A 19098-nucleotide genomic window follows, 5' to 3' on the forward strand; every position below is an offset into this window, starting at 1 on the left:
CTTACTTCGAAAAAGAAGCTCCAGGATTGTAATTCATGCTTATCTATGACTGATTTACACCACCATCAGCTCTCTGCACAGGGAGATAAGGCACTACTTCGATCCATTCGTTGCTTTTGGAATTATTGAATTTTTTGGTGACTGTCTTAAAAGATGGTAACTTACCTTGGGTGGTTAATGTTCCAACGAATAAAAAAGTCCCTACTGATTGATTAATCAGTAGGGACGATTGTGTTCGCGGTACCACCCTAGTTGTGAATATGATCATTCACCACTTCGATTTGTTAACGATCATATGACCGTCTTTTTCTTTAAAAAGCTACTGCTTTATGAAGAAAAAGAAGCTCCGGGATTGTAATTCATGCTTATCTATGACTGATTCACACCACCACCAGTTCTCTGAACAGGGAGATAAGACACTACTTCGATCCTTTCGTTGCCGATTATATAAATTGATTTATTTCACTGTTTCGATGTTATTGTTTCACATTATATGCAACTCGGAATAATCTGTCAATAGTTTTTTTGTGGGACTTAGTAGAAGTAGTAATTTTGTTTGGAGGCATGTGTAATAATTTTTAGGCGTGTAGTTTTAAGGAGTTTCTCTAAAAGAAGCAGGAATATTTTATAGCGACAATATTATAAATTGAATCAAAAAAAGACCTCGATATGAGGTCAATTTATTACTTTCTTATAGCATCACTGATGAAAAGTTCATCTACTGTGGTATCCAATACAGAGGCTATATCAAACGCTAATTGTAAAGTAGGGTCGTATTTATCATTCTCAATTGCATTTATTGTTTGTCTGGATACCTTACAGAGTTTAGCCAGTTCGTCTTGGGATAATTTAGCTGATTTTCTTAATTTCTTAATGTGATTTTTCATTTAATCACCATATTTTTTTCTGTAAATTAGTAATGTTACCAGATATATAACTGAAATCACCGTCAGAAAAACTATCGGAGAAATCCCATTGCCATTATAAGATATATTCCCTTGGATAGTTAGATAAATCGACTGTGCAACCTCTAAAATTAGCATACCAAAAACTACCATAAATGCATATGATTGAGCTTTCTTATTGATAAACTTCCTTCTTTCATCACCTTTTTGAGAAAATGTTGCAACAAAAATAAAAATTCCACAAATTAACAATATGACTGAATACACAATTTTAACCAAGTCCATTTTTTGTTTCCTCCCATATTAAATTATTAACTCATAGGCAGAGAATTTTCGTGGAAGGAATGGGAATCCTTCGACAAGAGTCGGAAACCTTACCAAACGAGGTGGGGAGGAAAATTCTATGAATGGGGGAACTCTCGTAAAGGGTATTGGCGAGTAGTCAAAAGTCCAATCCTACACAAAAAAATCGTTTTCGCCTATTGGCGAAAACGAGGGCTAAAGAGTTTAACTTCGAGATATGAAATTCTAAGTTCGACATAATCTGGTGGAACCACCGTATATAGTGGTGTGAGGGAGGTTAATTACCTCTCCTATTTCAATGGTGATTATCTAACTATGATCGCAACTAAGAGATTTCTTTTATCAGTTTATCTTTGTAGGAGCCATAATACTCTGGTGTTCTCTTTAATGTCTCTACAATTATTCTCGTTATTGCCCCTCTTAGAAAGAACAATACCTGTTCTTTCGTTTCACATTTCTCCAAAGCATACAAGATCCACTTTTTCTTATCCCTCGTACTAACCACTAATAAATATTCCTTTACTTCCAAGCTATGATTCTGGTAGGTATATTTATGTTGAACATCAATTCCGTGTTTCTGAAATACGACATGACATAATTCTTCGTAATAACTGTTCATACCATTACTCCTTTAATCTGATAGGAACAGTCTTTACTATTTTCTTATCATGTATACCTTATGGAATGGGACAAGGGGTCGGGTCCCAAAGTCAACAAAATTCGATGGGACAAGGGGTCGGGTCCCAAAGTCAATAAAATTCGACAAGTGACAGGCACCGACACAACAAATTATGCTAATGAGCCAAATATTTTTTCTTTTAATAGTCGTCCTGTTGGTGTGTCAGCTAGTCCGCCTTCACCTGTTTCTCTTAATGTGGATGGCATGGATTGGCCAATGCGGTACATCGCACCGATTACTTCATCGCACGGGATCCGGCTTGATACACCTGCTAATGCCATGTCAGCTGAAACGATTGCAAGTGAGGAGCCTGCAGCATTCCGTTTGACACATGGTACTTCAACAAGACCTGCGACAGGATCACAAACAAGTCCAAGCATGTTTTTTAGTGTGATCGCAAATGCTTCTGCAGATTGTTGAGGAGTTCCTCCCGCCATTTCCACTATTGCGGCTGAAGCCATCGCTCCTGCTGAGCCAACCTCAGCTTGACATCCTCCTGCGGCACCAGATATGAATGCATTGTTGGCCACTACAAATCCAAATGCACCTGCAGTAAACAAATAGCGAATCATCTGTTCACGTGTTGGATTGAGTTGATTTTTCACTGCAAATAATGTACCTGGAACAACACCTGCGCTACCGGCTGTTGGGGTTGCGCAAATTGTTCCCATAGCTGCGTTTACTTCATTTGTTCCCATTGCTTTACTTACTGCATCTAACAGTAATTTACCGGATAAAGGTGTTTTGTTTTTCATATATTCTTGAATTAAAACAGCGTCTCCACCAGTTAATCCTGTGACAGATTGGACCCCTTTTAGGCTATCTTCAATTGCTTTCTCCATTACTTCAAGGTTTCTTTCCATATCAGAAAAAATAGCTTCACGCGTTTTATCTTTAACATCCATTTCTTGACGGATCATCACTTCTGAAATCAATATGTTTTCTTTTTCTGCTATTTCCACTAACTCTGCTGCTGTACGAAACATATGATATCTCCTCTCTTTTAAAACTATCTATCGATCAATAGTAGATACACGTGTAATATGCTCTGCTTCCGCTAGTTCGTTCCTTACATGCTCCTCTATATTTTGATCTGTTTCAATGACCATGATTGCTTCCTTGGTCGTGTCGTTTCGGTTCACTTCCATATGACCGATATTTATTTCATATTTTGCTAATATAGATGTGACAGAAGCTATAGCTCCAAATCTATCATTATGCATGACCAGAATAGCTGGATGATTTCCAGATAAACGTAGTTCAAACCTATTTAATTCCGTGATTTCTATCGTTCCACCACCAATAGATATTCCAACTAATTCAATTTGTTCTTTGTCATTGCCAATAATCAATCGAGCTGTGTTTGGATGGCTAACCGCACTTGTGTCTTCAATGAACTCAATACTTAGCCCGCATTCTTCCGCTAGTTTCAGCGCCTGACTCATTCTAGGATCATCCGCTTCAAAGCCTAGTAACCCTCCAGCGAGAGCAAAGTCTGTTCCATGACCTTTGTATGTTTTGGCAAAGGATTCATATAAATGGATTTTTGCCCAACGAGGTTGTTCTCGAAATAAATTTCTTGCTGCTTTTCCAATTCTTGCTGCTCCTGCAGTATGTGAACTGGATGGCCCAATCATAACCGGACCGATAATTTCAAATACTGAATTATATTTCATCAATCTCACCGCCTTGAGAGTATATCTTATGCTGCTTTATTTCCTATTTTAGAAAGCTCGTCCACTCGACGAATTTTAAAGTTTTTAAAGATAATGGAGCCAACAAATCCCCAAAATGCACTAACCAATGCACATAAAAGCGCAACAATGGTTACTTTTACAGGGTCATTAAAACCATACATAACAGCAAAACCAGCAATTGGAGTGGCTGTTCCTGTTGCACCATTGACTAATCCAGATAGGGCGATGATCACTCCTGCTGATGCTCCGCCAAGGAAGTTTGTAACATATACTGGTATCGGGTTAGCAGAAATAATATCGACTTGAGATAAAGGTTCAATCGCAACCGAAATCGTTGTTTTTCGATCACCAAATTTCATCCGATGGAAGAAGATAAAGTTCATGAATGATGATCCAAATACGGCCAAAGCCCCGATTGCCATTGGTACTCCTGTTAAACCTAACATAGCCGTTAAAGCCATAGAACTTAATGGTGCAGTGGCTACAACCGTAACAACTCCTCCTAAAATAATACCCATGATAATTGGGCTTGCATCTGTGGTTTGGGTAATAATTCCACCAATGTTAAGCAATGTTGCATCAACCAGTGGGTCTGCATAAAATGCTAACAGACGTACAAGTGGAGCTGCAACAACGATTGTAACAATTAAGTCAAGACCATCTGGTACTTTTGCTTCGATTTTCTTCACTACAAATGCCATTAGATAACCAGCGATAAAACCAGGTAAAAGTCCTAATCCTGCACAAGAAACCCCTAACATTAAGGCATAAACAGGTGAGACTCCAACTGCTAATGCAACAAGAGCCGCAGCTGCAACCCCGCCCATACTTCCAGCTGCATCACCAACTTCGCCTAGAAATTCGATGTTTAATAAGTCTCCACCTACAAAGCGTTGAAATGCCTCTACTAAGAATGTTGCAATGGCAGCACTTGCTAACGCTCCCATTGCTTTCATACCTTTTGGTGCTTTATAACTAAATATTGTAAAACATGCTAAAACAATGAGTAATAATATTGAACCTTTTAAAATTTCCATTATGCAATCTCCTCTTGGTTGTATAGTTTGTATGCGTTTTCATTTTTCCTGTATTAAACGAGCAATTCGATGGAGGATGAAGAAAATTCCTACTGAATGAAGATTCCTCTATCCTATGTAAACAGGAATGAAGCTTTCTATTATTGTAAAAACTAATACCTTATTCACTTACTTCTTTTTCTACTTGGTAATCACTCATGGAACGAATCTTGTTCAAATAATTATAAATGGTGAATTTAGAGACTCCTAAGACATGGGCAACATACTCCGTAGCACCTTTGATTAAAAATGTTCCTCTTTTATCTAACTCACTAACGCATTCCACTTTTTCTTCCATAGACATCTGTGAAGGTGCTTTTTTAAAGCGTTGAAGAACTTGATGAACCATTTCGTGTGTAACATCTTGCACAGAGTTAAAAAATGTTTCAGAAGGATTTTTTTCCTGCTGAAAATCGATAAAACGATCAATTTCTCCACTAAATTCCATCAGAAGGCTAATATCATAATTCGTGCAAAGTGCTCCAATAATCTTGTTGTGTTCATCTCTTAAGAAAACAGTGGTAGATTTCAAGATATTTCCTTCTTTTGTCTGAGTTTGATAATTAGGGATATCTTTAATGTCTTCATGATTTTTTCTTAATTCTTTTAAGACAAGGTCTGTGATCGGGGAACCAATTTCCCTTGATGTGACATTGCCAGCAATATGAATTAAGGATCTTTCCAAATCTGAGAAATCATGGACGGCAACCTCACATCTTGGTCCAAACATATTGACCATCATATCAGCAGTTCTAATCGCATGATCAAATATAAGTTTATTCATTTCTCCCATTCTATTAACCCCCTTGTAATCGTTTTCAATAAAACAACCTAGTATACTATATCATAATTGTTTATGGTTTTAAAACAAAATTTTAATGGTTAAAAAAATATTTTAATAGTGTTGGTTGAATAGGGTTAGAATTTCACCGTGATAATAAATCGGCGTTGACTACTAATTCATTTTAGGATGGAGAGAGAGTAACTTTGTTGAAAATGGATTTGAAATAGTGATAATCTTATAAATATAGATAGGAGGTATATCATGAATGAAATAGTACCTAGGGTAACACTGCATGATGGGCTTACAATACCATCCATTGGTCTTGGTACATATCAGCTGAAAGGCGTGGAGGGTGTACATGCAATAACAAGTGCAATTGATATCGGTTACCGTTTAATTGATACCGCGTATAACTATGAAAATGAAGCAACCGTTGGGGAAGCAGTGAAAAGAAGTTCGGTTCCAAGAGAGGAATTACGAATTACATCTAAATTGCCTGGACGCTATCAAACATATGACAAAGCGGTGACTACCATTCAGGAATCCCTTTATCGTGCAAATCTTAACTACTATGATTTATATCTGATACACTGGCCCAATCCTAAACAGGACCATTATGTAGAAGCTTGGCAAGCGTTGATCGATGCGAAGAAATGGGGGCTCATTCGATCTATTGGTGTGTGTAATTTCTTACCAGAGCATATAGAACGTCTGGAAAAAGAGACTGGTATAAAGCCGACAGTCAATCAGATCGAACTACATCCATTTTTTAATCAAGAACAACAGCGCAACTGGCATGATGAAAATGGAATTGTAACGGAATCATGGAGCCCATTGGCTAGGGCAAATCATGTTCTACAACATGAAACATTAAAAGATATTGCTGCGCGTCACCATAAAACAATATCTCAAGTTATTTTAAGGTGGCATTATCAACTTGGTGCAATTTCCATTCCTAAATCAGCATCACCTCAACGACAACGTGAAAATATCTCTATCTTTGATTTCGTATTAGATGATGCAGAGATGAATAAAATATCGAACTTAACACGCCCAGACGGAAGGATTAATAACCAAGACCCAGCAGTTTATGAAGAATTTTAAATGCTGAAGATAAAATTTTAAGAGCGTTAAACTCCAGTTTTTCAGTTGTGGGGTGTATCGCTCTTTTTTGATATTTCATCAGAGCTATGAGTGCCCATCCGAAGCGGAGCAAGCGTCAAACGGTAACTCATCGAGTCGATGAGAGCCCAAAAGCACGTCGGCAAACCGAAAACGGTAACTCAAGGGCGTTATGAGTGCCGATCCGAAGCGGAGCAAGCGCCAAACGGTAACTCATCGGGTCTATGAGAGCCCAAAAGCACGTCGGCAAACCGAAAACGGTAACTCATGAGCGTTATGAGTGCCCATCCGAAGCGGAGCAAGCGCCAAACGGTAACTCATCGGGTCTATGAGTGCCCATCCGAAGTGGAGCAACCGTCAAACGGTAACTCAAGGGCGTTATGAGTGCCCATTCGAAGTGGAGCAAGCGCCAAACGGTAACTCATCGAGTCTATGAGTGCCCAAAAACGCATCGGCAAACCAAAAACGGTAACTCAAGGGCGTTATGAGTGCCCATCCGAAGCGGAGCAAGCGCCAAACGGTAACTCATCGGCGTTATGAGTGCCCAAAAGCGCATCGGCAAACCAAAAACGGTAACTCAAGGGCGTTATGAGTGCCCATCCGAAGCGGAGTAAACGCCAAACGGTAACTCAAGGGCGTAATGAGTTCCCATTCGAAGTGGAGCAAGCGCCAAACGGTAACTCATCGGAGTTATGAGTACCCAAAAGCACGTCGGCAAGCCAAAAACGGTAACTCATCGGAGTTATGAGCGAGTTTTAGCTATGGGAGTGTTGCATTTTTTAATAAATTGTTTCAATAATCGACAACACTTTTGGAAATTGTTTCAAATTTAATTGACTTTGCCATCATAGTTACCTACAATAAAATTAATTGAATACGAAAAAAATTAGGTTGATATACAAAACAGTAGTTTTGTAATCATTAAAAGGGAAGTCCGGTGAAAATCCGGCGCGGTCCCGCCACTGTAAATGGGAGTTTTCTATGAAAATACCACTGTCTATGATGGGAAGGTAATAGAAAACGTAGAACATGAGCCAGGAGACCTGCCTAGTTTTTTACGCCATTCAACCTACGAGGATAGGGAGGTGTGCTAGGGCAGGACAATGATTTTCTGATTTTTAATGTATAATGTCGCTTAGCATATTTACGCATGCACCTCCGATTAGGGGTGCATTTTTTGTTGGAATAAAGTCTTTGGCAAAAGTTTTCAAAATTTTTTCACTTGAAATAGGAGGGTTTACGATGCAAAAAATAATAAAACAACTTGCGGTTATTTTTTCTGTCTTGTTAGTAATTAGTAATCTAGTATTCTTACAGCCACAAATAAGCTATGCTCAAGCTTTAGATGCAGGTGTTACGATAACTGCGTTGGATGAAGAAGGGGAACGTGTACTTCCTTTAACTGCAATCAGCATTGATGAGGGAGATACTGCTTTTGATGTGTTACTTGAAGCCGGAGAATTACATAATTTGGAGATTACGTATGATGAATATGACTTTGGTGTTTTTATTACTGGAATTGGGGATGCTGTCCAAACGGATTCCGAGTGGTGGTCGTTTAATGTATATGGACATGGCCCAGACGTAGGGGCTTCCTCTTATCAAGTTACCAATGGAGAGCATATCTTATTTACATTAACGGATGAATTTAGTCCAACTGTTCCTGTTATCGTTTCCGCAGTGGACATGAATGAAAACGATGTCATTCCAGAGACAGAAGTTACAGTCATGGAAGGTGCTAGTGCGTATGATGCGCTCTATCAGGCTGCTAAGGAACATCAGGTAGAGATAGAGGCTACTATTGATGATGAATATTTTACATTCATCAATAACCTTGGAGAAATCGCACTTGAGGAAAATGAATTTTGGAATATATCCGTAAATGATGAGCCATTAATGACAAGTATCGTTGCACATCAAGTTCAGTCAGGGGAACATGTTCAACTAGAGGTACAAGCATGGGAATCCAATGATGAAGAATTAGATGAAGAAACAGAAACAGATGAAACAACAACCAATTCTGAACTACCGGTAATTACGAATGAAGTGATCCAAGAAAGTATTGCTGGAATCACCAATTATATATCAGAATATAATATCTCGATTGAATATGGTAATGAATGGTGGGCATGGGGAGTAGCTCATACCGAACAAGGGTTACCTAGTTCCTATGTGACGAGTGTGGAACAAAAAGTGAAAGAGTTAGACGGTGAATTCCGTAGTATTTTTGATTTGGAAAAAGTCATTATTGGCTTGTCTGCTGCGAATGCCGATGCAACAAATGTTGCTGGATATAATTTGATTGAAAAACTATTGAATCATCGTAGTTTTGAAAATCCTTCTATTAATATGGCAATCTATGGTTTATTAGCTTTGGATAGTGGTTCCTATGATGTTCCAGACGAAGCAAGGGATCATTTAATAGATTTCATTTTAGACAGTGAATTAGAGAATGGTGGTTGGGCATTATTTGGTGATCGCCCTACAGCTGACATTACGGGAATGGTATTAATCTCCTTAGCACCATATCAAGATCGCCAGGAAGTTAAAGGCGCGATAGAAAGAGCTGTAACTTATCTATCTGCTGCGCAAGACGATACAGGTGGATACTATGAATCCTTTAATGGGGGAGATTCTAGTGAATCGGTATCTCAAGTCATCACGGGTCTTGCTGCTGTTGGTGTGGATCCAACTGGAAATGACTTTACGAAAGATGGAGGAAATCTTGTACAGCATTTGCTGAAGTTCAAGCAGGATGACGGGGGTTACAGCCATCTCATTGATGATACATACTCCATGGGAATGTCAACCCAACAGGCATTACTAGCATTTTTTGCTTATCAGAAGTATGTCAATGGCGAAGGTTCGGTGTATCAATTTAATACTCAGTCGGATGACGGGCAAGATGACGAAGAAGAAAAGAAAGAGGAAGAACCAGATCCTTCAGGGGAAGATGGTAAGGGTGGATCCGAAGATGGTACCGATGATAATGGCGATGATAATGGTTCAGTAAATGACGATGATCAAAACGGCAATGATGAAAACAAAGAGGGAGAAAAAGAAGAACCGAAGAAAAAAGCAGGAACAACGGATGAAAATCCAGAGGGTAAAAAGCTTCCTCAAACAGCAACCAATACGATGAATATTCTATTTATCGGTTTAGTTTTATTACTAGTAGGGGCTTCTTTGTTCATGGTATACCAAAGAAAAAAAGCATAATTCTCATGAAGGGGAGATAAGAGGAAATAAATTTTCTTATCAGCGTAAGCTTTTGCCAGAAGGATTTGGCAAAAGCTACGTTTTCTAATGGGATACACTCTCCATCATGGAAAGGAGAATTTTGATGAAGCGTATGATCTGTATGGTTTTAGCTATCATCATGACGGTCTTTGTGGTAGGTTGTGCAAAGGATGGAGTTAACTCGCAAATGGATTCGAAGGACCAACCTACGAGAAGTACAGAAGTAGTGGATTATAAGTCTGCAACTATAGTAGGAGAAACGGATCCAGAATCAAAAGAGGATCAAGAAGTTGCAGAAGAAGGATCCAATGATGAAGCAACAGAGAGCAACGATGAAGAATCAGAGGAAATAAGTCAATCATCAGATGATAGATCGACAACCTCTTTAGAGGATGGAACGGATTCAGCAACGAAGGAATCTAAAACCGAGCACAAAAAGAAGAAAGAATCTAGCTCCAAAACAACTAAAAGCTCGAGTCAAAAGGAATCTTCGAGAGAACAGTCAAAAGAAAAGCCAAAGGAACAACCAAAGGATACACCAAAAGAAGAACCAAAGGAAGAGCCAACCGAGACAGTTACCATTTCCATAACAACTGGAGATGTTCGTGGCGTTATTTTATCCTCTACAACAGTACCTGTTCAGGAAGGGGATACCGTGCTAGATGTTACACGCAGGGTTACCAAAGAAAAAGGCATTCAACTGAGTGTCCGAGGTTCTGGTGCGACCGCTTATGTGGAAGGAATCGATAATCTCTATGAATTTGATGAAGGACCATTAAGTGGCTGGCTTATTCGGGTAGATGGGGTTCTCATTGATCGGAGCACTGGTATTTACCCTGTTGAACCTAATCAGACCATCAAGTGGATATATACGACGAATTATTTGGAAGATGGTTTTGATTAATGATTAGGGGGTTTCGTTCGATTCATCCGTTTGTATTATTTGTTTATTATGTCTATATCATTACTAGTCTCATGTTGTATCAGCATCCTTTTTTTCTTCTAACTGCTCTTTGTTTAGTGGTGTATGTTCATGTGCTTTTGGACCGTGGTGAACAGTTGAAACGATGGATTTGGATGCTGGTTTTGATGAGCATTTTCATTTTTATTCTAACTCCTTTCTTTAATAGAAGAGGGAATCACGTGTTGTTTTACCTGTTTGATAATCCTGTCATGTTAGAGGCGGTCATTCAAGGTGTAATGATTGCCCTAACATTGATGTGTATTTTAGCGGTTTTTATTACGTTTAATATCGTGATGACCTCGGATAAATTTTTATTTATTGTTTCCAAATGGTTCCCAAAATGGGGAATGCTGATCATGCTGTCCATGCGATTTGTTCCACTATTAAGGAAGAGATTACAGGACATTGAGCAGGTCCAACAAGTAAAAGGGGTATCTCTGAGGCAAGGAACGGTTAGACAGCGGGCGAAGAATGGAATGTTGCTCATGCAAATCCTGCTGACTTTTTCATTAGAGGAGTCGATCCAGTCAGGTGACTCCATGACAGCTAGAGGATATGGGTTACAGAAAAGGAGTAAATATCACCCATACGAAATGACACATCGTGATTGGGCGTTAGGATTCGTGATGACAGTTTTCTTTGGAATCATCCTATATGGATGGTGGCTTGAGGATGGCGTTTTGGCATTGCTACCAGCGCTTGAACCGATTTGGTTAAGCGGTAGGGAATGGTTCTTCTATGCCATTTGGTTTATGTTCATCGGAATTCCGATTTTTGTAGAAGGAAGGGAAGTTCTCAAATGGAAATATTATCAACAGAAAATGTGACGTTTCGCTATCCAGGATCACCCCAATATGTTCTAGAAGATATCAACTTCTCCATCCATAAAGGGGATTTCGCCATTCTTTGTGGTCCATCTGGTAGTGGGAAATCCACCTTGCTTCGCATGTTTAAACAAGAACTGTTACCGCATGGGGAATGTTCCGGTTCTTTTTTTTATAAAGGGAATTCATTACAAGACATGGATCGTCTTACCGTTGCCAAAGAGATAGGGATGGTATTTCAGGATCCAGATAATCAAATCGTGATGGAGCATGTCATGGATGAACTTTTATTTGGGATGGAAAATATGGGATATCCAACAGATGTAATGCGAAGGAAAGTAGCAGAAATGGTTCACTTCTTTGGGTTACAGGATTTATTAGAAACGAGAACAGATGAATTATCTGGTGGCCAAAAACAACTCATTAACCTTGCTTCAGTATTGCTATTAGACCCAAACATCCTATTGCTGGATGAACCTACTGCGCAGTTGGATCCGATTGCAGCAAAAGAATTCATTCATTTGCTCAAACGATTAAATGATGAGTTTGGGATAACGATACTCATTGTGGAGCATCGTTTGGAGGAATTGTTTTCCCTTGCCAATCGTGTAATTTTACTAGATAAAGGAAGACTTGTGTTTGATACAAGCCCCCGTGATGCGGTTAGTCACATGTATACAAGCATGAGACATTTTTTACCGAGTGCAGCATTGGTGTATTTGGATCATAGTGAGGAACGACGTCAGGAGAAGATCCCCTTATCGGTAAGGGAAGCAAAGAAATGGGTAGTTAATGCGAATCTATCATTTGTTCAAAAAAAGGAGAAACTGTTACCTGAACAAGAACCTTTTGTTGAATTAAGAAAAATAGATTACCAGTATTCCAAGCATAGCGAACCAGTATTAAAGAATCTATCTTTTTCCGTCAATCGTGGAGAGTGGATGTCTCTTGTTGGTGCTAATGGGACGGGGAAAACGACGGTGTTAAAACTAATTGGAGGGTTGTTAAAACCACAGCATGGTTATATAAAATATAGTGGTCGAAAGGTGAAACAAATTGATCAGGAGGAGATTGGCTATTTGCCTCAAAACCCCAAAACCTTTTTCTTGCACGATACATTATTTGATGAATATAGACAGATTGCTAAAGCAAATCAGAAGAATGTAGAAGCGATCGATTCCCTTGTTAGGAAGTTTCAATTGAGGGAGCTACTAACTAGACATCCTTATGATCTCAGTGGGGGAGAAATGCAAAAAGCAGCTTTAGTAGGGATTTTGTTAGGTGAACCATCGTTATTGCTTGTGGATGAGCCAACCAAAGGAATGGATCCTGATTTTAAAGCGGAGTTTGGTGAATTAATGCAAGAATTAGTGAATGAAGGGCTAACCGTTATTATGGTTACCCATGATATTGAATTTGCAGCTCATTATTCTACTAGATGTAGCATGATATTTCGTGGAGATATTACTGTGTCTGAACAAACACAATCTTTTTTTCGGGAAAATACATACTACACAACTGCGATCAATCGAATAACTCGTGAGGGAAGTGGTTTATCCCCGGTCACATTGGAAGAGGCGATGCTGTTATTACAAAAAAATGGTATTTGATTAGTTTAGTCATTATTATTTTCATCTGTTTAATTGGTTTTCCATTGATCAATGTAAAATATTATCTTTTGCTAAGTATAGTTATTATGGTTGCTTCTTTTCTTCCGTTTGTAGTTCGTTTTTCTAAACAACAGATTACGAGTAGAGAATTGGTTATGTTAGCGATTTTGGGTGCTATTGCTGCAGTAAGTCGTGTACCATTTGCCTCCATACCAAGTGTACAACCTACCACCTTTGTCATTATTGTTGCGGCAATCGTACTAGGTCCACAAAGCGGATTTGTAATCGGTGTGACGGCAGCAATTGTATCGAATTTATTTTTAGGACAAGGGCCGTGGACACCATGGCAAATGTATGCATGGGGGATGATTGGCTTATTTGCCGGTATCATGCGCAATACATGGGTGATGAGAAGTAAGGTTGGCAAATGTACATTTGGCTTTGTCGTTGGTTTTCTCTTTGGATGGTTTATGAACCTATGGATTGTTGTTGGCGTCATACAAGAAATAAACTGGAAAACGATTATCCTTTATAACAGCACAAGCTTCTACTTCGATTTAGCCCACGCACTATCAAATGTCTTCTTTTTATTACTGTTTAGTAAGACTTGGATTAAAATCTTGGAGAGATTTAAGCAGAAGTATGGGCTGTTTGAGTGACGTTTAGGGTCAGGTCCACTGTCCCAATTTCTATTTAACTTTATAAAACCCAGTGGGAAATTGAAATTTCCACTGGGTTTTTTCTGTTTTATGTGGTTTGTACCGCTGAAAATTGTTGTTTTAGGTGAGAAACGTGAAGTTAGGTTTCTGCAAGGGATGGAAGTTTTCGTTATGCTAAGTCCAATGCGGGATGAAAGGATGTGTTCGTTTCGCAATGAAGGAGGAGAAAACATGGAAGATGAAAAAGAATTTTCATTTGAAGAGATTTTCAAGCAAAACGAGAGGAGGATACATTTCTATATTCACAAACTGGGACTTCATGATCCACATCGGGAGTACTATGTAGAAGGTATTTACGCGATGTGGATTGCCTATAAGAAATACCAACCAGACAAAGGCCCGTTATCAACTTACTTCAATTACACCATCCGCAATCGCCTCATCGATATGCTCCGCAAAAAAGAAAGGGAAACCCACCATAAAGAAAAAATTGTTCAAGAGGAAATAACGAAGATTGATAATGGAAATAGAGATGGTAAGAGCAACATTCCTATTGTAGAGACGGCAGGGATTACGTTAGAAGACGAAGGTCTATGGGACGAGCTTCAGGCAAGATTAACCAAAAACCAAATGAAGTGGGTTTACTATCATATTGTGATTGGAATGAAGCTAAATGAAATTGCAGAACAAGAAGACGTCTCGTTAAATGCTGTAAAAAGCTGGGGAAGAGAAGCGAGAAAGAAGCTAAAGGATATAGGAAGAATAGAGTGAAGTAAGATACAGGCACCGACAACGGGCACTTGCCCGATGTCGGTGCCTGTCACTCGTCGGATTTTGTCGAAAAAAATTGGATTATTTTCAAATGGAGAGTATTTGAGTGAATTTAGTCTTATTTGGAAGGTTTAAATAATATTATCAAAATCTTAGCGAGATTATTCTAAAAGTTTATGTTATTTACTGTTATTTGAGTTTTTATGCGGTTTGATTACTCCTGTTAGTTAACCTAACATTAATAATATGTGTTCGAAAGGAGGGATTGAATGAGGGTAACGATTGGTCAGTTTGATCCTGTACTAGGGGATAAAGCGGAAAATATAGTGCGGATGATCAGGATCATGGAACAGGCTTCTGAGGCTTCAGCAGATATAGTTATTTTTCCAGAGCTAAGCTTAACCGGATATTTTATCCAAGATGTTGATGCCAAGCTTGCAGAGCCAATTAATGGAGTGAGTATTCAAAGCATTCAAGAGAAGAGTAGAAGCTTACGCTTACATACGATTTTACCCTGGCCAGAACTTGCAGAAGATGGGAGCGTGTACAACTCGGCTTGTCTCATTTCGGATATGGGAGAAATGATTGGAACCTACCGCAAAGTCCATTTATATGAAACAGAAAAGGAAGTTTTTACAGCGGGGAATGAATTTAATGTGTTTGAAACGAAAATCGGTCGAATTGGATTGATGATTTGTTTTGATTTGGACTTTCCAGAATCTACGAGAATATTAAATTTAAAAGGCGCTGATATCGTTCTTTCTCCGACAAATAATATGGTTCCTTACCAGCGTTATCATGAGGCATATGTACGAAGCAGGTCCATGGAAAACGAATTACCGATTGTATCCTGTAATCGTATAGGGAATGAAAGAGACCTTACCTTTTTTGGCGAAAGTACAGCCTATGACGCTTATGGCAATCAACTAATAAAATTGGACAGTAAAGAAACTATACAAACAGCGGAAATTCCAATTAATCAACAAAGGGATCCAAATTTACAGTATAAAGAGAATCGTATACCCAAAATTTATGAGCAGCTTACAAATTTACAATAAATAGGAGAATGTACATTGAAAAAACGGAAAGGTATCATAAGTGGATTTAGTTTAGTCTTAGTTATTTTAATGGTTGCTGGTTGTGGAACGAATGCTTCTAGTGACAAAAAAGAGCCCATTGTTTTTGCAGATGCTGGTTGGGATAGTCTTCGTTTTCACAATGAAATCGCGGGTATCATAATCGAGGCTGGTTATGGTTATGAAACAGATCAGCGCACTGGTTCAAGTACGGCAGTGTGGGTTGGTATTGAAGAGGGAGATATTGATGTCCATATGGAAGTATGGAAAGATAATCTGATGGATATTTATGGAAAAGGAATTAAAAATGGGGACTTTCAAAAGGTATCGTTAAACTTTGACGATAATTATCAAGGATTCTATATCCCAACTTATATGATCGAAGGGGACCCTGAACGGGGGATTGAGCCGGTTGCTCCAGATTTGAAATATGTTACTGATTTACCAGAATACAAGGATCTATTTCAGGATCCAGAGGACAGTAGCAAAGGGCGTATTATCGGATCAATTTCTGGCTGGACGGTCGATGAAATATTATATGAGGCGTATGAGTATTATGGTTTAGATGAGACATTTAATTACTCTCGCCCGGGTTCTGAAGCGGCAATTAATGCGTCACTAACTCAAGCCTATGAAAACGGGGAGCCATGGGTTGGATATAATTATGAGCCAAACTGGATTATTGGTATGTATGATATGACTCCATTATTGGAAGAAGAGGAGGGTCCTTTGGCTGAGATTGCTACACAGGATATTGAAATTGTTGTGACTAAATCATTACCTGATCGTGCACCAGAAGTAACAGAATTTCTAGGAAACTATCAAACATCGAGTGAAATTGCTAATGAAGCCCTAGCCTATATCCAAGAAACGGATGCTTCGGCGTATGAAGCGGCTGTGAAATTTTTGCAAGAAAATGAATCTATTTGGACAGAGTGGGTACCTGAGGAAGTAGTAGAAAAAGTAAAAGAAGAAATCGAGTAGAATATAGTGCCTTTTAATTGGGGTAGGCACGTAACTAGGAGGAATATTATGGGGCAACAAATGGAACGTGTAGTTGGAGAAGGTGTAACGGATTATTTAGAGCATCCAACCTTTAAAACAATTGAAGAAGAACGTCAACATAACAAACAAAAATTAGCCGCAGCATTTCGCTTATTTGGTCGGTTTGGATTTTCCGAGGGAGCTGCCGGGCATATTACGTATCGTGATCCGGAATTAACGGATCATTTATGGGTGAATCCATATGGCATGCATTTTAGCAAAATTAAAGCTTCGGACCTTGTATTAGTTAATAGTGAGGGGAAGGTAGTAGAAGGAAAATATTCGGTACATAAATCGGCATTTTCGATCCACTCGGCAGTTCATGAAGCGCGTCCAGATGTAGTTGCATCTGCTCATGCCCATTCGGTATACGGAAAAACCTGGTCAGTGAGTGGAAGATTACTAGATCCGTTAACACAGGATGCTTGTTCCTTTTACAATGATCATTCGATTTTTGACGAGTATAAAGGTGTTGCATATGACGAAGAAGAGGGAGTTCGCATTGGGAGAGCATTAGGTGATAATAAAGCAGTTATATTACGAAGTCATGGGCTCCTTACCGTTGGCCAATCCGTAGATTCAGCAGCGTTCTGGTTCATTACCATGGAGCGCTCATGCCAATCTCAATTACTAGCAGAATCAGCTGGCATAGTAAATCCAATTGGACCTGAAGATGCTGCACATACTGCAAGTCAAGTGGGAAGAGAAATCGACGGATGGGAAAGCTTCCAACCACTATGGGAACGGATCATTAGCGAAGAACCAGATTTGTTGGATTAGCGGGGCTGGTTGCTGGGTTGGCTTGGTTGTTTGGGGTCAGGTCCCTCGTCCCAGGGAGGGGTGCAATTTGGGGTCAGGTCCCCCGTCCCAGAGAGGGATGCAATGTGGGGGTCAGGTCCCCCGTCCCAGAGAGGGATGCAATGTGGGGTCAGGTCCCGTGTCCCAGAGAGGGATGCAATGTGGGGTCAGGTCCCGTGTCCCAGAGAGGGGTGCAATGTGGGGTCAGGTCCCCCGTCCCAAAAGGGATGCAATAAGGGACCTGACCCCCTGTCCCACTTTACCGATTTGCTCTATTTTTCACCCAAGCAAATCCTAATAATCCAAGCATTACAATCATTTGCGTGAGGAAGGCTATGCCGTCCCAAAAATATGGATTGGATGTGGGATAGGTAACTAAATGATTTAAGCTCCTTGAAATTGCATATAGTGCTTGCGGCAGAAAGTAAAAGATAAATAATCCGGACATTAAGATAATGCCACAAAGATAGAACACGCTATAATAGCGTACAATTTTTGTCTCATTATCAAGGAGGACTTCTGTTGTACTTGGAGCACTTTTCCTAACTGGAAGCCATTTTCGTAGCATTTGCTTTCCACTCTCCATTAGGTTGTAACAACCTGTTACATTCTCAACAACATAATACAGGTCCGTTTTCATATAAAAACAGCATTGATAAATAAATTTAATAAATAGATCAAAGATGATTATTCCGATAATACCTTGTATCAATAAATGACTATCTGTAAGAACTAAAGTGATCATAAAAGCAAAAAAGAGAATTATCTGCTCAAATGACATGCCGGCAAAATATAGTCGATTTCGTTGTTTAGGAGATAGTTTCCAGGCCGGGGTTAAGTCGGTCTCAAATACAACAAAAAATAATCGATGACCAATATCTAATTTAGCAGGTAGACCGTGAGCTCGAATGGCTAGTATATGACCAAACTCATGAATCATAATAAGAACGAGAGAGACAGTCATATAGGTCACGATATTTAACATCATGGAGTCAAAGACAAAGATATCCCGATAACTTGGTAGTAGAGTAGGATTTGAAAATAACAAAAAAATATTTGTCAGGAAAAATACCAAATATAACTTACTAGCTATTTTATTAAAAAAGAATTGCCCTAACCGAACAGGAATCCACTGAAGCCCTGTTGGGGATTGGTTCTTTTTTTCCTTGCCCACTTTTTGCCCATCTATTTCTTTTACTAAACCTAAGTCTATGAGTTGCTCAGCAAAAGGAATAAGTTCGACTTCTTCGGTAGGATAGACCTTTCTTAGTGATTGTTCAATTTCACCTATTGTTTTACCGTCTTTTATCATCTCCAATGCATCGATACAAACCTTTGGCATTTCGAAAAATTCACCGGACTGGTTATCTTCGACGATATAATGTTTTTTATCTTGGCGGATTTGTAGAGGATATAGAGATAGCTTCGACTGGAGGGTTAATTTCATCAGGTATCACTTCCTTTAATAAAAATAATAGGATGCTAGAACTTTACTCCTAACATCCAACGTTTTTCCAAATGATTAGCGGCCACCCCACCAGCACCA

The 19098-nt window shown here is 39.2% G+C and carries 18 protein-coding genes, 1 riboswitch and 2 other annotated features (1 of these 21 running past the window's edge); of the genes, 10 read left to right on the top strand and 8 right to left on the bottom strand.

Annotation, left to right across the window (positions count from 1 at the left end):
* Nucleotides 1-120, bottom strand: a binding site (T-box leader) (it extends 111 nt beyond the left edge of the window).
* A gap of 98 nt (nt 121-218) precedes the next feature.
* Nucleotides 219-446, bottom strand: a binding site (T-box leader).
* Nucleotides 447-683: 237 nt separating this feature from the next.
* The 7 genes from GMD78_RS03625 to GMD78_RS03655 form a co-directional block, all read right to left on the bottom strand.
* Nucleotides 684-887, bottom strand: coding sequence for a helix-turn-helix transcriptional regulator (locus tag GMD78_RS03625; RefSeq protein ID WP_155667215.1), 204 nt, complete (start codon nt 885-887; stop codon nt 684-686).
* Nucleotides 888-1190 (bottom strand): hypothetical protein, encoded by a 303-nt coding sequence (locus GMD78_RS03630; protein ID WP_155667217.1) that lies wholly within the window; start codon nt 1188-1190, stop codon nt 888-890. It lies immediately after the preceding gene.
* A gap of 343 nt (nt 1191-1533) precedes the next feature.
* Nucleotides 1534-1827 carry a hypothetical protein gene (locus tag GMD78_RS03635; RefSeq protein WP_155667218.1) on the bottom strand — a complete coding sequence of 98 codons (294 nt, stop codon included), beginning with the start codon at nt 1825-1827 and terminating at the stop codon, nt 1534-1536.
* Between the two features lie 170 nt (nt 1828-1997).
* On the bottom strand, nt 1998-2873 hold the full coding sequence (gene sdaAA / locus GMD78_RS03640; protein ID WP_155667220.1) for an L-serine ammonia-lyase, iron-sulfur-dependent, subunit alpha: 876 nt from the start codon (nt 2871-2873) through the stop codon (nt 1998-2000).
* A 27-nt stretch (nt 2874-2900) separates the two neighbouring features.
* On the bottom strand, nt 2901-3563 hold the full coding sequence (gene sdaAB / locus GMD78_RS03645; protein ID WP_155667222.1) for an L-serine ammonia-lyase, iron-sulfur-dependent subunit beta: 663 nt from the start codon (nt 3561-3563) through the stop codon (nt 2901-2903).
* A 26-nt stretch (nt 3564-3589) separates the two neighbouring features.
* Entirely contained in the window at nt 3590-4621 is a 1032-nt protein-coding gene (locus tag GMD78_RS03650) for a PTS sugar transporter subunit IIC (RefSeq protein ID WP_155667225.1), read from the bottom strand.
* 160 nt (nt 4622-4781) lie between these two features.
* Nucleotides 4782-5453, bottom strand: a complete 672-nt coding sequence (locus tag GMD78_RS03655; protein ID WP_155667227.1) for a helix-turn-helix transcriptional regulator — start codon at nt 5451-5453, stop codon at nt 4782-4784.
* Between the two features lie 252 nt (nt 5454-5705).
* Between GMD78_RS03655 and GMD78_RS03660 the strand changes: the two genes are divergently transcribed.
* From GMD78_RS03660 to GMD78_RS03705, 10 genes are all read left to right on the top strand, one after another.
* Nucleotides 5706-6548, top strand: a complete 843-nt coding sequence (locus GMD78_RS03660) for an aldo/keto reductase (protein ID WP_155667229.1) — start codon at nt 5706-5708, stop codon at nt 6546-6548.
* Nucleotides 6549-7437: 889 nt separating this feature from the next.
* Nucleotides 7438-7631: riboswitch (cobalamin riboswitch) on the top strand.
* A 177-nt stretch (nt 7632-7808) separates the two neighbouring features.
* Nucleotides 7809-9785 (top strand): DUF4430 domain-containing protein, encoded by a 1977-nt coding sequence (locus GMD78_RS03665; protein WP_196493711.1) that lies wholly within the window; start codon nt 7809-7811, stop codon nt 9783-9785.
* Nucleotides 9786-9909: 124 nt separating this feature from the next.
* Nucleotides 9910-10710 carry a DUF4430 domain-containing protein gene (locus GMD78_RS03670; protein ID WP_196493712.1) on the top strand — a complete coding sequence of 267 codons (801 nt, stop codon included), beginning with the start codon at nt 9910-9912 and terminating at the stop codon, nt 10708-10710.
* Nucleotides 10710-11597 (top strand): energy-coupling factor transporter transmembrane component T, encoded by an 888-nt coding sequence (locus GMD78_RS03675; RefSeq protein WP_155667235.1) that lies wholly within the window; start codon nt 10710-10712, stop codon nt 11595-11597. The genes GMD78_RS03670 and GMD78_RS03675 overlap by 1 nt, the downstream gene beginning before the upstream one ends.
* Nucleotides 11570-13204 (top strand): ABC transporter ATP-binding protein, encoded by a 1635-nt coding sequence (locus GMD78_RS03680; protein ID WP_155667237.1) that lies wholly within the window; start codon nt 11570-11572, stop codon nt 13202-13204. The genes GMD78_RS03675 and GMD78_RS03680 overlap by 28 nt, the downstream gene beginning before the upstream one ends.
* Nucleotides 13183-13863, top strand: a complete 681-nt coding sequence (locus GMD78_RS03685) for an ECF transporter S component (RefSeq protein WP_343042125.1) — start codon at nt 13183-13185, stop codon at nt 13861-13863. The genes GMD78_RS03680 and GMD78_RS03685 overlap by 22 nt, the downstream gene beginning before the upstream one ends.
* 231 nt (nt 13864-14094) lie before the next feature.
* Complete coding sequence (locus GMD78_RS03690) at nt 14095-14634, top strand: sigma-70 family RNA polymerase sigma factor (RefSeq protein ID WP_155667241.1); 540 nt, start codon at nt 14095-14097, stop codon at nt 14632-14634.
* Between the two features lie 269 nt (nt 14635-14903).
* On the top strand, nt 14904-15692 hold the full coding sequence (locus tag GMD78_RS03695; RefSeq protein WP_155667243.1) for a carbon-nitrogen hydrolase family protein: 789 nt from the start codon (nt 14904-14906) through the stop codon (nt 15690-15692).
* 15 nt (nt 15693-15707) lie between these two features.
* A complete protein-coding gene (locus GMD78_RS03700) occupies nt 15708-16694 on the top strand; it encodes a glycine betaine ABC transporter substrate-binding protein (RefSeq protein ID WP_246187548.1) in 987 nt (328 codons plus the stop codon).
* 48 nt (nt 16695-16742) lie between these two features.
* Nucleotides 16743-17534, top strand: a complete 792-nt coding sequence (locus GMD78_RS03705; protein WP_246187549.1) for a class II aldolase/adducin family protein — start codon at nt 16743-16745, stop codon at nt 17532-17534.
* Between the two features lie 277 nt (nt 17535-17811).
* Here the strand turns inward: GMD78_RS03705 and GMD78_RS03710 are convergent, their stop codons facing one another.
* Nucleotides 17812-18999 (bottom strand): peptidase, encoded by a 1188-nt coding sequence (locus GMD78_RS03710; RefSeq protein ID WP_155667245.1) that lies wholly within the window; start codon nt 18997-18999, stop codon nt 17812-17814.
* Nucleotides 19000-19098 lie beyond the last annotated feature (99 nt).

The organism is Ornithinibacillus caprae (assembly GCF_009728145.1).
GTDB lineage: Bacteria > Bacillota > Bacilli > Bacillales > Amphibacillaceae > Ornithinibacillus > Ornithinibacillus caprae.

Coding starts and splice junctions, on each gene's coding strand:
- GMD78_RS03625 (WP_155667215.1), bottom strand. CDS start 887: ATGAAAAATCACATTAAGAAATTAAGAAAATCAGCTAAATTATCCCAA.
- GMD78_RS03630 (WP_155667217.1), bottom strand. CDS start 1,190: ATGGACTTGGTTAAAATTGTGTATTCAGTCATATTGTTAATTTGTGGA.
- GMD78_RS03635 (WP_155667218.1), bottom strand. CDS start 1,827: ATGAACAGTTATTACGAAGAATTATGTCATGTCGTATTTCAGAAACAC.
- sdaAA (WP_155667220.1), bottom strand. CDS start 2,873: ATGTTTCGTACAGCAGCAGAGTTAGTGGAAATAGCAGAAAAAGAAAAC.
- sdaAB (WP_155667222.1), bottom strand. CDS start 3,563: ATGAAATATAATTCAGTATTTGAAATTATCGGTCCGGTTATGATTGGG.
- GMD78_RS03650 (WP_155667225.1), bottom strand. CDS start 4,621: ATGGAAATTTTAAAAGGTTCAATATTATTACTCATTGTTTTAGCATGT.
- GMD78_RS03655 (WP_155667227.1), bottom strand. CDS start 5,453: ATGGGAGAAATGAATAAACTTATATTTGATCATGCGATTAGAACTGCT.
- GMD78_RS03660 (WP_155667229.1), top strand. CDS start 5,706: ATGAATGAAATAGTACCTAGGGTAACACTGCATGATGGGCTTACAATA.
- GMD78_RS03665 (WP_196493711.1), top strand. CDS start 7,809: ATGCAAAAAATAATAAAACAACTTGCGGTTATTTTTTCTGTCTTGTTA.
- GMD78_RS03670 (WP_196493712.1), top strand. CDS start 9,910: ATGAAGCGTATGATCTGTATGGTTTTAGCTATCATCATGACGGTCTTT.
- GMD78_RS03675 (WP_155667235.1), top strand. CDS start 10,710: ATGATTAGGGGGTTTCGTTCGATTCATCCGTTTGTATTATTTGTTTAT.
- GMD78_RS03680 (WP_155667237.1), top strand. CDS start 11,570: ATGGAAATATTATCAACAGAAAATGTGACGTTTCGCTATCCAGGATCA.
- GMD78_RS03690 (WP_155667241.1), top strand. CDS start 14,095: ATGGAAGATGAAAAAGAATTTTCATTTGAAGAGATTTTCAAGCAAAAC.
- GMD78_RS03695 (WP_155667243.1), top strand. CDS start 14,904: ATGAGGGTAACGATTGGTCAGTTTGATCCTGTACTAGGGGATAAAGCG.
- GMD78_RS03705 (WP_246187549.1), top strand. CDS start 16,743: ATGGGGCAACAAATGGAACGTGTAGTTGGAGAAGGTGTAACGGATTAT.
- GMD78_RS03710 (WP_155667245.1), bottom strand. CDS start 18,999: ATGAAATTAACCCTCCAGTCGAAGCTATCTCTATATCCTCTACAAATC.